Raw genomic sequence first — 13,803 nt, forward strand, 5'->3', positions numbered from 1 at the left:
GAGCACAGGAATGTGCCGCCCGCGCTCTCGGCTGGGCCGAGGCGCGGGCGGCACGTTTCCCGAAGGCTCTCCGCACGAGCGTCCGGGGGTTCCGGTGAGGTGAAGGGGTCCGCACCGGAGCGGTCAGGAGGAGACGACCGCCTTGCTCCATTGGACACCGGGGGCCGACCCGGCCCCCATGACAAGTGTCATCCCCTGCATGTGAGTTCCCTGAGAGTCCCATCAGGGCACGCACGGCCGGGCGGTGGGCGACCCGGTGTCCCGGGCCGCCACGGAGCACGACGCTTGGGCCGAAGACCGTCTCAGTCCGGCGGCCCGGCCGTCCCCCGGTGCGGCGGACCGCCCTGCTCCCCCGGGACGAAGCCCAGGGGGAACCCGGGCAGCCGCTGGGCGGCGCGCTCGGCCCAGACCTCGCGGGCCCTCACCACGGAGCGGACCGCGAGGTCGAGCCGTTCCACCCGGTCCTCGTCGCCACGAGCCGGACCGCCGGCCCGACGGCCGGGCGCCAGACCAGCCCGTCGGTCCGAAGCGGGTCGAGGAGCCGCTGCCACCGGTCCCCCGCCCGCGCCGGGTCGCGGGCCCGGACCACCAGCTCGGCGGCGTCCAGGACACCCAGCAAGGCCCCCTCCGCAGTCCGCGAGGACGCGTCGCCTCCTGCCCAGGTCCTTGGACTCGGGCAGGTGGTAGTCGCAGACGAACGCCCCGGCACGCTCGCCGATGACGTCGGTGAGGTAGAGGTTGGTCCAGGCCGGCCTGCCGTCCCGCTCGAACAGCGCCGGCTCGCTGCGGGCCAGGCCGCTCGCGTCCACGGACCGCAGGTACGCGGCGTCGACGGGGGCGGCCGGCCGCAGCGCCACCCCCTGGATCTGTGGAAGGATCTGCGCCGTGCACCACGGGGCGGCGTCGGTCGCACCGATCACCTCGAGCTTGGTCGACCCCACGCTGAGGCCCCCGCTGGCGAAGGCGCCGAAGCTGGTGAACGGCCACAGGACCGGCAGCCCCAGGTCGGCCGACAGGACCTCGAACGCCTCCTCGGCACCGACCATCGGCACGTACACGTGGTCGACCCCCTCGACCAGGGGTCGCACCGGGGGCACACCTGCCGACGGCTCGCCGCCACGGCCGGGCGCAGGGATCACAGGACGAGCTCCTCGACGAGGACCACCGCGACCACGAGCAGGGCGACCAGGGCGAGCACCACCGCTCCCCCACGAGTCAGTCCGGTCGTGCGGTAGCCGTGGACCACGTACGGGATGCCGTGCCAGCGGCCACGCTTCTGCAGGCTCGTCCCGAGCCAGGTCCGTCGTTCGCGGGTCCACTGCATCGGCCGCCCCCTCGTCTCCCGCCTGCCAGCGTGGAGGACCGCGGGCGCGTGCAGGCAGGGGCGGAGGTCCCGGTGCGGCGCCCGTGGCCGCCTGCCGGCCTCAGTGCGAGTGGGGCTCCCCGGCGGACGAGGACCCCGCGAGCATGGCCTCGCGGCCGGACCCGAGCACAGTGAGCGGCAGCAGCGTCTTGCCCGTGGGCCCGACCTCGATCTCGGTGCCCATCTGCGGGCAGACGCCGCAGTCGAAGCACGGGGTCCAGCGGCAGTCGTCGACCTCGGTCTCGTCGAGGGCGTCCTGCCAGTCGGCCCAGAGCCACTCCTTGTCCAGGCCCGAGTCGATGTGGTCCCAGGGCAGGACCTCGGTCTCGCCGCGCTCACGCGTGGTGTACCAGGCGACGTCGAGGTCCCACGGCAGCTCGGACAGGGCCGTCTGCGCGGCCGTCATCCAGCGCTCGTAGGAGAAGTGCTCGCTCCAGCCGTCGAACCGGCCGCCGTCGCGCCAGACCTGCTCGATCACCCGGCCGACGCGGCGGTCGCCCCGGGACAGCAGCCCCTCGACGATGCCGGGCTTGCCGTCGTGGTACCGGAACCCGATCGAGCTGCCGTAGCGCTTGTCGGACCGGATCGCATCGCGCAGCTTCGCCAGCCGGGCGTCGGTCTCCTCGGCGCCGAGCTGCCCGCACCACTGGAACGGCGTGTGCGGCTTGGGCACGAAGCCGCCGATGGAGACGGTGCAGCGGATGTCGCGTCGCCCGGAGACGCGCCGGCCGGTCTCGATGACCCGCTTGGCGAGCTCGGCGATCTGCAGCACGTCCTCGTCGGTCTCGGTCGGCAGCCCGCACATGAAGTACAGCTTCACCTGCCGCCACCCGGCGCCGTACGCCGCGGCGACGGTGTTGATGAGGTCGTCCTCGGTCACCATCTTGTTGATGACCTTGCGGATCCGCTCGCTGCCACCCTCGGGCGCGAACGTCAGGCCGGAGCGGCGGCCGTTGCGCGTGAGCTCGTTGGCGAGGTCGATGTTGAACGCGTCGACCCGGGTGGAGGGCAGCGACAGGCCGGTCTGGGTCCCGTCGTACCGGTCCGCCAGGCCCTTGGTGATGTCCGCGATCTCCGAGTGGTCCGCGGACGACAGCGACAGCAGGCCGACCTCCTCGAACCCGGTCGCAGCCAGACCGCGCTCGACCATCTCGCCGATGCCGGTGATGCTCCGCTCCCGCACGGGGCGCGTGATCATGCCGGCCTGGCAGAACCGGCAGCCGCGGGTGCAGCCCCGGAAGATCTCGACCGACATGCGCTCGTGCACCGACTCGGCCAGCGGCACCAGCGGCTGCTTCGGGTAGGGCCACGCGTCGAGGTCCATCACGGTGTGCTTGGACACCCGCCACGGCACGCCCGTGACGTCGCCCCGCGGCGCGACGCGCTGGATCCGCCCGTCCGGCAGGTAGGAGACCTCGTACAGCGACGGGACGTAGACCCCGCCCGTGCGGGCCAGGCGCAGCAGCAGCTCCTGCCGGCCACCCGGCATACCCTGCGCCTTCCAGTCGCCGACGATGTCGGTGACGGCGAGCACGGCCTCCTCCCCGTCGCCGACGATGGCGGCGTCGAGGAAGTCGGCGATGGGCTCGGGGTTGAAGGCCGCGTGCCCGCCAGCGACCACGAGCGGGTCCGCCTCGGTGCGGTCCTGCGCGTGCAGGGGGATGCCCGCGAGGTCGAGGGCGGTGAGCATGTTGGTGTAGCCGAGCTCGGTGGAGAACGACATGCCCAGGACGTCGAAGTCGCGCACCGACCGGTGGCCGTCGACGGTGAACTGGGGGACGTCGTGCTCGCGCATCAGGCGCTCGAGGTCCGGCCACACGGCATAGGTGCGCTCGGCGAGGGCGTCGGCACGCTCGTTGAGCACCTCGTAGAGGATCATGACGCCCTGGTTGGGCACGCCGACCTCGTAGGCGTCGGGGTACATGAGCGCCCAGCGGGTCGTCAGCTCCTCCCCGCCGGGGCCGTGGCCGCCGACGTTCCAGTCCTTCACCGTGGAGTTGAGCTCGCCACCGACGTACTGGATGGGCTTGCTGACCTGCTCCAGCAGGGGCTCGAGGCGGGGGAAGACGGAGTCGCCGGGGGTGGAGGTCATGGTCCGACAAGGGTAACCGGGCCGGCCCGCCGCACCGAAACGCGCGGGCTCCTCGATGCCCACGCCCCGGGACCCGGAGCTGCCGTCCTGATGTCTCTCACAGAGAACTGCCAGCGACCCCCGGTACCGTCGGCGGCCGTGCGTCAGTCATCCGTCCGCCTCGTCGTCGCCCTCGGCCTGCTCCTCGCTCTCGCGATCGCCACCCACTCCGTCGGCTCGGGGCCGGACCCCACACCCACGACGCACCACGCACGGACCGTGGCGCCGACGGGCACGTGATCGTGGGGCGCCCGGACCGGAACCACGCTGTCGCCCTCGGTTGCCTCGCCGGGGCGGCCATCGCCCTCCTCCTCACCGGCTGCACGGGTTCGGCGATGGGCTCCTCGGCCCCTCCCCCCAGCGCCCCACGGTCGAGCACCGCCACCTCGGACGCCACGCCGTCGAGAAGCGCCGCGCCGAGCACCACGACGGCGACACCCACCACGAGCACGACGACACCCCTGCCCACGTTGCGGCTCGTCGGCCTGGGCGACTCGGTGATGTCGGGGGCCGCCTGTGACTGCCAGCCGTTCCTCGGGCAGTACGCGACGATGCTGACAGCCCGCGACCACCGGGCCGTCTCCCCCTCGAACCTCGGCGCGGGCGGCCAGACGGCGGCCCAGCTGGCCGACCAGCTCACCGACCCGGGCACGGCCGCCGAGGTCGCGAACGCCGGGACGGTCGTCGTCACCATCGGCGCGAACGACCTCGTGCCGCTCGTCTCGACCTGGGAGAACGGGCCCTGCGGGTCCGCGTGCGTGCAGCCGGCGGTCGCGACGATGCGAAAGTCGGTGGCGCTCGTGCTGTCCCGGATCAACCACCTGGTCCCCGACGGCACGCAGGTGCTCGTGACGGACTACTGGAACGTCTTCGAGGACGGCGACGTCGCCGACTCCAAGGAGGGCCCCGGCTTCGCCGACTGGAGCGACCGCGTGACGGTGGCGGCGAACGCCGCGATCTGCGCGGAGGCAGCGTCAGCCGGCGACACCTGCGTGGACCTCTACCACCCCTTCCTCGGCGCCGACGGCACGAAGAACCCGACGCCGCTGCTGGCCGAGGACGGCGACCACCCCAACGGCGCCGGCCACACCCTCATCGCCAGGGCGCTGCTGGCCGAGACCCCCTCCCCGGCCGCCTGACCCGCGCAAAAACAACGGTTGCTCGGCTTCCCGCGCGTCGATGTCCCGCGGGAAGCCGAGCAACCGTTGTTTCGCGGGGTGGCATGCGACTACATATCAGGCGAGGTGGTGGGACAGGAAGTCCAGCGCGGCGGGCATGACCTGCGACCACGAGCGGAAGTTGTGCCCGCCCCCGGGCAGCACGACCGTCGTCATGGACATCGGCGGCCGCACGAGCGCGGCGAACGCCCTGGTGTCCCCGACGCCGGTGTGGGTGTGCTCGTCGGCGCCGATCGAGGCGTAGACCCAGACCGGCGGGGCGGGCTGGTGGCGCAGCAGCCACTCCAGGTCGTTGAGCTCACGCACCTGGGGCGAGCCGCCCCAGAGGTCGCCCGTCGTCCCGTCGCGCAGCGTGTGGTAGTACCCGGACAGCGAGGCGGCCACCGGGAAGACGCTCGAGTGCGTCATCGCGATCTTGGTCGCGCAGTACCCACCCGTCGAGTCGCCCATGGCGCCCCAGCCGGCCTGCTGGACCCGCAGCGAGCTCGAGATCGCCCGGGGCACGTCCTCGGCGAAGTAGGTGAGGGTCTGCGGTCCCGCCGGCACGTCCGTGCACTCGGTGTCACGGGGAGGCGCCACGGTGGGTCGCAGCATGACGAGGACCATCGGGCGCGACCGCCCGGCCTGGATCTCCTTGAGCAGGACGTCGGGGTAGTGCATCCGCCGGACGAGGTTGCTCGTCGTCCCGGGGTAGCCCGTGAAGACCTCCACCGCGGGGAAACGGCTCTTGGCGTAGGCCGGCTGGAAGTACTGCGGTGGCAGGTAGACCAGGGTCTGCTCGCTGAGCCTGCTGTGGGCGCCGTAGACGGTCAGGGACTCCACGCGCCCCTTCGTCCGCCACTGGGCCGGTGCCGACCAGGTGGACTCGCCCGCCACCGTGGCGTCCCGGGTGACCGCCAGCGGTGCCCCCGTGCGACCGTGCGCGGCGAGCGCCCGCGAGATCGTCCTGGCGCTCGGCGCCCCTGCCGAGGACGTGCCGAGCAGGTCGGACCAGGACCCGTAGAAGTAGCCGTAGTTGTTGAGGGCGGCGGCGACGAGCAGCACGGTCGTCACCTGGGTCAGCACGAGGAGCCCCACGCGCTGGGTCACCCGGAGCGGGCGCGGACCCCGGACCCGGGACCAGAGCAGGACGGCAAGCGCCATGGCCGTCCCCACGACGACCCCCAGGGTGACCAGCAACGGCCAACCGAGCAGCGGCACGAGACTCCTCCTCCCCGGTCCGCCGGGTGTCGGCGGTCCGGTCCACCTGAGAGCATCCCGTCGGATCCTGCGCCCTGCCTGCGCCCAGGCTGGGAGTTCGGTGAGGACGGGCAGGAGTTCGGTGGGGACGGGCGGGAGGCCGGCCCGGCGGCATACTGGCGACGTGGCCGACCCCCGGGCGCGGGTCGCGGCGGCACTCGAGGCGGTGCCCCGCCGGTGGTTCCTGCCCGCGGACCAGGTCCGGCACGCGGACCGGGACGAGCCCCTCCCCATCGGCCACGGCCAGACCAACAGCCAGCCGACGACGGTGCGCGCGATGCTCGAGCTGCTCGACGTGCAGCCCGGCGACCGGGTGCTCGACGTGGGCTGCGGGTCGGGCTGGACGACCGCGCTGCTGGCCCACCTCGCCGGCCCCCAGGGGTCGGTCGTGGGAGTCGAGCTGCTGCCCGACCTCGTGGTCCTCGGGACGGCGAACGTCGAGAGGGCGGGCGCCCGGACCGCCCGGGTCCACGAGGCGCTGCCCGGCCACCTCGGGTGGCCGGCGGGCGCGCCGTACGACCGGGTGCTGGTGTCGGCTCAGGCCCGGGAGCTGCCCGCCGACCTGGTCGCGCAGCTCGCTCCCGGGGGTGTCATGGTCGTGCCCGTCGCCGGCCGGATGCTCCGCGTGCGCAACCACGACGGCGGACCGGTGGTCGAGGAGCACGGCTGGTACCGCTTCGTGCCCCTCGTCACCGGCCCGCCGGCCGAGGGCCGCGGGGGTCAGCCGGTGTAGAGGGCGTCGAGCACGTCGCCGTACTTCTCGTTGACGACCTTGCGCCGCAGCTTCAGGCTCGGGGTGAGCTCGCCGTCCTCGATGGTGAGGTCGTGGTCGAGCACCACGAACTTCTTGATCTGCTCCCAGCGGTTGAGGTTGACGTTGAGGGTGTCGATGTAGGTCTGCACCATGTCGCGGGCCTCGGGGGAGGTCACGATGGTGCGGTAGTCGCCGGCGAGGCCGTGGCCCTCCGCCCACTCGCGGATGGCCTCGGCGTCAAGGGTGACCAGCGCCGTGACGAAGTTGTGCTCCGCGCCGTAGACGACGAACTGGCTGACGTACGGGCACAGGCCCTTGAAGGTCGACTCGATGAGCGACGGCGCGACGTACTTGCCGCCGGAGGTCTTGAAGAAGTCCTTCTTGCGGTCGGTGATCTTGAGGTAGCCGTCGGCATCCAGCTCCCCGATGTCACCGGTGTGCATCCAGCCGTCGGCGTCCTTGGCTGCGGCCGTGTCCTCCGGCTTGTTGTGGTAGCCCTCCATGACGCCGGGGCCGCGCAGCAGCACCTCGCCGTCCGGCGCGATCCGTGCCTCGGTGCCGGGCAGGGCCCAGCCGACGGTGCCGATCCGGTTGCTGCTCGGGCGGTTCACGAACGAGGCGGCACTGGTCTCGGTGAGGCCGTAGCCCTCGATGATGGTCAGCCCGATCGAGTCGAACCAGTGCGCCACGTCGGTGTTGAGCGCTGCCGACCCGGAGATGAAGAACCGGATCCGACCACCGAAGCGCTCGCGCACCTTGTGCAGGACGAGCTTGTCGGCGAGGGCGATCTTCTTCGCCAGCATGCCCGTCGGCTCCTCGCCACGGGCCCGCATGGCGGCGACCTGGCGGCCCACGCTGACCGACCACAGGAAGAGCTTCTCCTTCAGGCCGCCCTCGGCCTGCATCATCATCGTGATGCGCGCGTAGGCCTTCTCGAAGATCCGCGGCGCCGCCCCCATGAAGGTCGGCTGGACCACGGCCAGGTTGTCGACGATCTTGTCGATCCGGCCGTCGATCGCCGTGGGGAAGCCGCACTGGACCGGCAGGGTCAGCAGGAACTTGCCGAAGACGTGGGCCAGCGGCAGCCAGAGGTACTGCAGGTCCTGCGGGCTGAGGATCCCGATGGCGTCGGTGGCGGCGGCCTGGTAGGTCCAGGCGTGGTGGTCCAGGCGCACGCCCTTGGGCCGGCCCGTGGTGCCGGAGGTGTAGATGATCGTGGCGAGCCGGTCCGGGGTGAGGGCGTCGATGCGGTCGTCCACCGCACTGGGGTTGGTCGCGAGCAGCTCGGCGCCCATCTGCTCCAGCTCGGCCAGGCCGAGGACCCACTCGCCGTCCGAGGCGCCGTCGAAGGTGACCACCCGGGAGACCTCGGGCAGGTCGACCCGGCGCTCCCACAGCTTGGTGACCTGCTCGTCGTTCTCCGCGAAGACCACGACGCTGCCGGAGTTGGACAGGATGTAGGCGACGTCAGGGGCGATGGTGGTCGGGTAGATGGTGGTCGTCGCTCCGCCCGAGCACATGACCGCCAGGTCGGCCAGCGCCCACTCGTACCGGGTGGAGGAGGCGATCGCCACCCGGTCCTCGGGCCCGACCCCGAGGGCGATGAGCCCCGCGGCGAGGTGGTACGCGCGGTGCTGCACCTCCGACCAGGTGACGCTCGCCCAGGTCTCGCCGTCGGCGAACCGGAAGGCCTCCGCGTCGGGGGTCTTGGCCACCCGGTCGCGGAACAGGTGGCCGACCGAGGGAGCGCGGTTCTCGATCAGGCTCGCGTCGATCGTCTCCGCCGAGGCGGACCGGGGGTGGTGCAGGGTGGGAGTCGACATCGTTGTCCTCGGCTCGGTTGCTGCGGTGGGGTGGGACTATCCGAGGGATAGTGCCATGGTCGCGCACCCGGAGGGCAAAATCACGGGTGAATGTGACCGAAAGGCTGCCCGTGTGGCGAACCCCTCACGGCGGACCCGCCGGGGAGCGGCCGGGGAGCGGCCGGGGAGCGGCCGGGGAGCCGCCGGGGAGCGGCCGGGGAGCGGCCGGGGAGCCGCCGGAGGTCAGGACGGGACGATGGTGCCGAGCACGCGGCGGCACCTCTCCACGTCCTTGCCCATCGCCGCAAGCAGGTCCTCGACGGAGTCGAAACGCAGGGTGGGCCGGATCCGTTCGACGAACTCGACCGTGACCTCCTCGCCGTACAGGTCGAGGTCGGTGCGGTCGAGGACGTAGGCCTCGACCGTGCGCAGGCTGCCGTCGAAGGTCGGGTTGGTGCCGACCGAGATCGCCGCCGGCAGGGTCCGCTCCGGGTCCTGCACCGGACGCTGCACGCGCGTCAGCCACCCGGCATACACCCCGTCCGCCGGGACGAGGCCGAGCGAGTCGTCGGCGAGGTTGGCGGTGGGGTAGCCCAGCTCGCGGCCACGGTGCGCGCCGTGGACGACGGTGCCCGTCATCCGGTGCGGCCGGCCGAGCACGGCTGCGGCCTCGCGGACCTCGCCCGCGTCGAGGTGGCGCCGGACCGCGCTGGAGGACCAGCGCTCCCCCTCGCCGAGGTCGTCAACCACGACGACGTCGAAACCGTGCTGGCGGCCGAGCTCGGCGAGCAGCGCGACGTCGCCGGTGTAGCCCTTGCCGAAGCCCTGGGTGTCCGCCCCGACGACGAGCGCCCGGACCCCGAGCGTCTGCACGAAGGTGGCGACGATGAACTCCTCGGGCGTCTGGTCGGCGAACTCGCGGGTGAAGTCGAGGACCAGCAGCCCGTCGATGCCGGTGGACGCGAGCAGGTCGTCGCGCAGCCGGCCGGGGGCGATCAGCTCGACCGACTCGGGGTGGAAGATCGTCGCCGGGTGCGGCTCGAACGTGACCGCCACGCTGGGCAGGCCGCGGGCAGCGCCCTCCTCGACGAGCCGCCCGAGCACCGCCCGGTGGCCGAGGTGGACACCGTCGAAGTTGCCGAAGGTGGCGACGGAGGGCCGCAGGTGCGCGGGGGTCTGGGCGGGGTCGGTCCAGCGGTGCACGGAGGACACTCTACGAACCGGCCGGGGCGAACACGACGTGTGGCCTCGCTTTGTGACCCGACTCATCGAGCATCGCGACGAGCCGGCCGTCCGGTCCGAACGCCGCGACCGGCTCCGAGCGCAGGGGTGTCGCGGAGTCGACGCGCTGGCCGTAGCCGAGGGCACGGGCCTCGGGCTCGGTGAGCTCGTGCACCGCGAACTGGGCGCGCGCCGCCTCGGCCAGCGGCAGCACCGGGACCGCCTCGGGGTGCTCGAGGGCCGTGAGCGACTCGAGGTCGTGCGCCCGCGCCAGCTCGAACGCACCGACCCGCGTGCGGCGCAGCGCGGTGAGGTGGCCGCCCACGCCGAGGTCGTCCCCGAGGTCGCGGGCCAGCGCCCGCACGTACGTGCCCGAGCTGACGGTCACCTCGACGTCGAGGTCGAGCACGGGCGTGCCGTCGGCGGCGACACCCGGCCGCCGGCCGGTGACGGCGAAGCGCGACACGGTCACCGGGCGCGCCGGCAGCTCGACGTCCTCCCCGGCCCGGACGCGGTGGTACGCGCGCTCCCCCTTGACCTTGATCGCCGAGACGGCGCTCGGGACCTGCTGGAGGTCACCGGTGAGCCGGGCGACCGCTGCGACGACCGCGGCCTCGTCCAGGCCGGACACGGAGTCGACGGGGGTGGAGGCGGTGACGTCGCCCTCGGCGTCGTCGGTGAGCGTCGACTGCCCCAGGCGGACCGTCGCGGCGTAGTCCTTGTCGCACCCGACGAGGAAGGTCAGCAACCGGGTCGCGCGACCGATGCCGAGGACGAGCACGCCGGTGGCCATGGGGTCCAGGGTCCCCGCGTGCCCGACCTTGCGGGTGCCGCAGATGCGCCGCGCCCGGGCCACCACGTCGTGGCTGGTCCAGCCCTGCGGCTTGTCGACGACCAGCAGGCCGTCAGGCGCGGGCATCCGCGCCGTCGCCCCGCTCGCCCACGGACTCGTCGCCGTCGTCCCCGAGGCCGGTGTCGCCCGGCTCGTCCTCGAGATCGTCGTCCTCGAGCTCGTCCTCGTCGTGCTTGTACGGGTCGGCGTCGCCGGCGTACGTCGCGCCGGCCGCTGCCGCCGCCACCGCCGCGTCGCGCTCCTTGGCCTCGCGCAGGAGGTCCTCGAGGTGCGCGGCGGTCTCCGGGATGGCGTCGGCGATGAACTCCAGGGTCGGCGTCAGCCGGATCTGGATCTGCTTGCCCACGAACGAGCGCAGCCGGCCCCTGTTCTTCTCCAGCAGCTCGGCGGTGCGGGTGCGCTGCGCCTCGTCACCGAAGACGGTGTAGAAGATCGAGGCGTGCTGCAGGTCGCCGGTGACGCGCACGTCGGTGATGGTGACGAAGCCGAGGTCCGGGTCCTTGACGATGGACTCGACGTTCGCGGCGACCAGCGTCTTGATCCGGTCGGCGATCCTGCGGGCACGTCCGGCGTCGGCCATGGCTCCTCCTGGTCAGTGGTGTCGTGGGTGACGGTATGCCGCCGGCGTGGGCCGGCGGCATACCGTCACCTGGTGCGGGACCGCGCTCAGGCGCGCGGCTTCTCCCGCATCTCGTACGTCGCGATGAGGTCGCCCAGCTGGAGGTCGTTGAACGAGCCCAGGTTGATGCCGCACTCGAAGCCCTCGCGGACCTCGGTGACGTCGTCCTTGAACCGGCGCAGGCCGGCGATCTCGACGTTCTCCGCGACGACCACACCGTTGCGGGTGATGCGGGCACGGGTGCCGCGCTTGATCTCGCCGCTGCGGACGATGGACCCGGCGATGTTGCCGAACTTGCTGGAGCGGAAGATCTCGCGGATCTCGGCGGTGCCGAGCTCCACCTCCTCGAACTCCGGCTTGAGCATGCCCTTGAGCGCCTGCTCGATCTCCTCGATGGCGTTGTAGATCACCGAGTAGTACCGGATCTCGACGCCCTCACGCTCGGCGTAGTCGGCGTTCTGGCCCTCGGCGCGGACGTTGTAGCCGATGATGATCGCGTCCGACGCCATCGCGAGGTTGATGTTGTTCATCGTGATCGCACCGACGCCGCGGTCGATGATCCGCAGGTCGACCTCGTCGCCCACGTCGATCTGCAGCAGCGCGTCCTCGAGCGCCTCGACGGAACCCGACACGTCGCCCTTGAGGATGAGGTTGAGCGTCTCGACCTTGCCGGCCGCGAGCGCCTCGTTGAGGTCCTCGAGCGAGATGCGCTTGCGGGCCTTGGCCAGGGAGGCCTGACGGTCCGCGGCCTCGCGCTTCTCGGCGATCTGGCGGGCCGTGCGGTCGTCCGGCGCCACGACGAAGGTGTCACCGGCGCGGGGCACGGAAGACAGGCCGAGCACCTGCACGGGACGCGACGGGGTCGCCTCCTCGACGTTGGCGCCGTGCTCGTCGAGCATGGCGCGAACACGGCCGTAGGCCGAGCCGGTGACGATGGCGTCACCGACGTGCAGCGTGCCGGACTGGACCAGCACCGTCGCGGTCGCACCACGGCCACGGTCGAGGTTGGCCTCGATCGCGACGCCGCGGGCGTCCTTGTCGGGGTTGGCCCGCAGGTCGAGCGCCGCGTCGGCGGTCAGCAGCACGGCCTCGAGCAGCGCGTCGATGTTCTGGCCGGCCTTGGCCGACACGTCGACGAACATCGTCTCGCCGCCGTACTCCTCGGCGACGAGGTTGTACTCCGTCAGCTGCTGGCGCACCTTGCTCGGGTTCGCGCCCTCGACGTCGATCTTGTTGACGGCGACGACGATCGGCACGTCGGCGGCCTGCATGTGGTTGAGCGCCTCGATGGTCTGCGGCATCACACCGTCGTCGGCAGCGACGACGAGGATCGCGATGTCGGTCACCTTGGCACCACGGGCACGCATGGCGGTGAACGCCTCGTGACCGGGGGTGTCGATGAAGGTGATCGCGCGGTCCTGGCCCTCGTGCTCACGGTGGACCTGGTAGGCACCGATGTGCTGGGTGATGCCACCGGCCTCGCCGGCCACGACGTCCTCGTTGCGGATCGCGTCGAGCAGGCGGGTCTTTCCGTGGTCGACGTGGCCGACGACGGTGACGACCGGCGGACGCGGCTGCAGGTCTGCGTCGTCCTCGCCCTCGATGCCCGTCTCCAGGTCGATGTTGAAGGAGTCGAAGAGCTCCTTCTCCTCCTCCTCCGGCGAGACGACCTCGATGTTGTAGCCGAGCTCGGCACCGAGCAGCTTGAAGGTGTCCTCGTCCAGCGACTGGGTGGCCGTGGCCATCTCGCCGAGGTGGAAGAGCACCGTCACCAGCGCGCCGGGGTTGGCGTTGATCTTGTCCGCGAAGTCGCTCAGCGACGAGCCGCGACGCACCCGGATGAGCGTCTCACCGTTGCCACGGGGGACGGTCACGCCACCGATCGACGGCGCCTGCATCTGCTCGAACTCCTGGCGCTTCGCGCGCTTGGACTTGCGGCCACGAACCGGACGGCCGCCACCGCGGCCGAACGCACCGGCGGTCGAGCCACGGCCCGCGCCACCACGGAAGCCACCGCGACCTGCGAAGCCGCCGCCACCGGCGGGGCCACCGGGCCCACCGGGACCACGGCCTGCGCCGCCACCGGGACCACCGGGGCCACGACCGCCCGGACGCGCCGGGCGCTCACCGGGACGACCGACCGCGGAGCGGTCGGGCATCATGCCGGGGCTGGGGCGCGGACCACCGGGGCGCGGACCACCGGCACCGGCGGCGCCACCCGGACGCGGGCCACCGGGCCGCGACTGCGGCCGCGGCATGCCCTGCGAGGGCGCGAACGGGTTGTTCCCGGGACGCGGCGAGCCCTCGCGCGCTGCGGGGCGCTGGGTGCCCATGCCCTGGGACGGGGCGAAGGGGTTGTTGCCCGGACGCGGGGCGCCGGGACGGGGCCCACCGGGACGCGGCGCCGACTGAGCGGCACCGGGACGCGGTCCGGCGGTACCGGGGCGCGCGGGCTGCGGGACACCCGGACCGGGCCTGCCACCGTCGCGGGCCGGGGACACCTCGGACCGGGCGGCGGGCGCGGCGGGGGTCGCCGGGGCGCTGGGAGCGGCCGGGGCCGCAGCGGCAGGGGCTGCCGGCTCGGTCCGGGGCGCTGGGGCCGCCGGTCCCGGCGCGGGGACGGCGGGGCTCGGGGCAAGTCGG

12 protein-coding genes are annotated in these 13,803 nt (G+C 72.7%); 3 read left to right on the forward strand and 9 right to left on the reverse strand.

All coding sequences use genetic code 11. The features are described from left to right. Positions 1–302 precede the first annotated feature (302 nt). The 3 genes from ACYVDO_RS14760 to ACYVDO_RS14770 all read right to left on the reverse strand — a co-directional run bounded on the left by ACYVDO_RS14760 (position 303) and on the right by ACYVDO_RS14770 (position 3,455). On the reverse strand, positions 303–1,088 hold the full coding sequence (locus tag ACYVDO_RS14760; protein ID WP_460937206.1) for a hypothetical protein: 786 nt from the start codon (positions 1,086–1,088) through the stop codon (positions 303–305). 47 nt (positions 1,089–1,135) lie between these two features. Continuing rightward, positions 1,136–1,324, reverse strand: coding sequence for a hypothetical protein (locus ACYVDO_RS14765; protein ID WP_460937208.1), 189 nt, complete (start codon positions 1,322–1,324; stop codon positions 1,136–1,138). Between the two features lie 100 nt (positions 1,325–1,424). Further along, a complete protein-coding gene (locus ACYVDO_RS14770; protein WP_460937210.1) occupies positions 1,425–3,455 on the reverse strand; it encodes a TIGR03960 family B12-binding radical SAM protein in 2,031 nt (676 codons plus the stop codon). Between the two features lie 138 nt (positions 3,456–3,593). Between ACYVDO_RS14770 and ACYVDO_RS14775 the strand changes: the two genes are divergently transcribed. Both ACYVDO_RS14775 and ACYVDO_RS14780 read left to right on the forward strand, forming a co-directional pair. Continuing rightward, positions 3,594–3,734: a hypothetical protein gene (locus ACYVDO_RS14775; RefSeq protein ID WP_460937212.1), complete on the forward strand. Its 141-nt coding sequence runs from the start codon at positions 3,594–3,596 to the stop codon at positions 3,732–3,734. Further along, positions 3,731–4,633 carry an SGNH/GDSL hydrolase family protein gene (locus tag ACYVDO_RS14780; RefSeq protein WP_460937214.1) on the forward strand — a complete coding sequence of 301 codons (903 nt, stop codon included), beginning with the start codon at positions 3,731–3,733 and terminating at the stop codon, positions 4,631–4,633. The genes ACYVDO_RS14775 and ACYVDO_RS14780 overlap by 4 nt, the downstream gene beginning before the upstream one ends. A gap of 96 nt (positions 4,634–4,729) precedes the next feature. Here the strand turns inward: ACYVDO_RS14780 and ACYVDO_RS14785 are convergent, their stop codons facing one another. Next, entirely contained in the window at positions 4,730–5,872 is a 1,143-nt protein-coding gene (locus ACYVDO_RS14785) for an alpha/beta hydrolase (RefSeq protein ID WP_460937216.1), read from the reverse strand. A 163-nt stretch (positions 5,873–6,035) separates the two neighbouring features. On the opposite strand from ACYVDO_RS14785, the gene ACYVDO_RS14790 reads away from it, so the two are divergent. Beyond that, on the forward strand, positions 6,036–6,644 hold the full coding sequence (locus ACYVDO_RS14790) for a protein-L-isoaspartate O-methyltransferase family protein (RefSeq protein ID WP_460937218.1): 609 nt from the start codon (positions 6,036–6,038) through the stop codon (positions 6,642–6,644). On the opposite strand, the gene ACYVDO_RS14795 is transcribed toward ACYVDO_RS14790, so the two are convergent. The 5 genes from ACYVDO_RS14795 to infB all read right to left on the reverse strand — a co-directional run. Further along, complete coding sequence (locus ACYVDO_RS14795) at positions 6,632–8,488, reverse strand: AMP-dependent synthetase/ligase (protein WP_460937220.1); 1,857 nt, start codon at positions 8,486–8,488, stop codon at positions 6,632–6,634. The two genes, ACYVDO_RS14790 and ACYVDO_RS14795, sit on opposite strands and share 13 nt — an antisense overlap. Before the next feature lie 222 nt (positions 8,489–8,710). Further along, complete coding sequence (locus ACYVDO_RS14800; RefSeq protein WP_460937221.1) at positions 8,711–9,670, reverse strand: bifunctional riboflavin kinase/FAD synthetase; 960 nt, start codon at positions 9,668–9,670, stop codon at positions 8,711–8,713. Between the two features lie 10 nt (positions 9,671–9,680). Next, positions 9,681–10,607, reverse strand: coding sequence for a tRNA pseudouridine(55) synthase TruB (gene truB / locus ACYVDO_RS14805; protein ID WP_460937223.1), 927 nt, complete (start codon positions 10,605–10,607; stop codon positions 9,681–9,683). Continuing rightward, positions 10,594–11,121 carry a 30S ribosome-binding factor RbfA gene (rbfA, locus tag ACYVDO_RS14810; protein WP_460937225.1) on the reverse strand — a complete coding sequence of 176 codons (528 nt, stop codon included), beginning with the start codon at positions 11,119–11,121 and terminating at the stop codon, positions 10,594–10,596. The genes truB and rbfA overlap by 14 nt, the downstream gene beginning before the upstream one ends. A gap of 86 nt (positions 11,122–11,207) precedes the next feature. Beyond that, the coding region (infB, locus tag ACYVDO_RS14815) for a translation initiation factor IF-2 (RefSeq protein WP_460937227.1) at positions 11,208–13,803 on the reverse strand (2,596 nt) is incomplete at its 5' end.

The sequence above is a fragment of the Phycicoccus ginsengisoli genome (assembly GCF_054779295.1).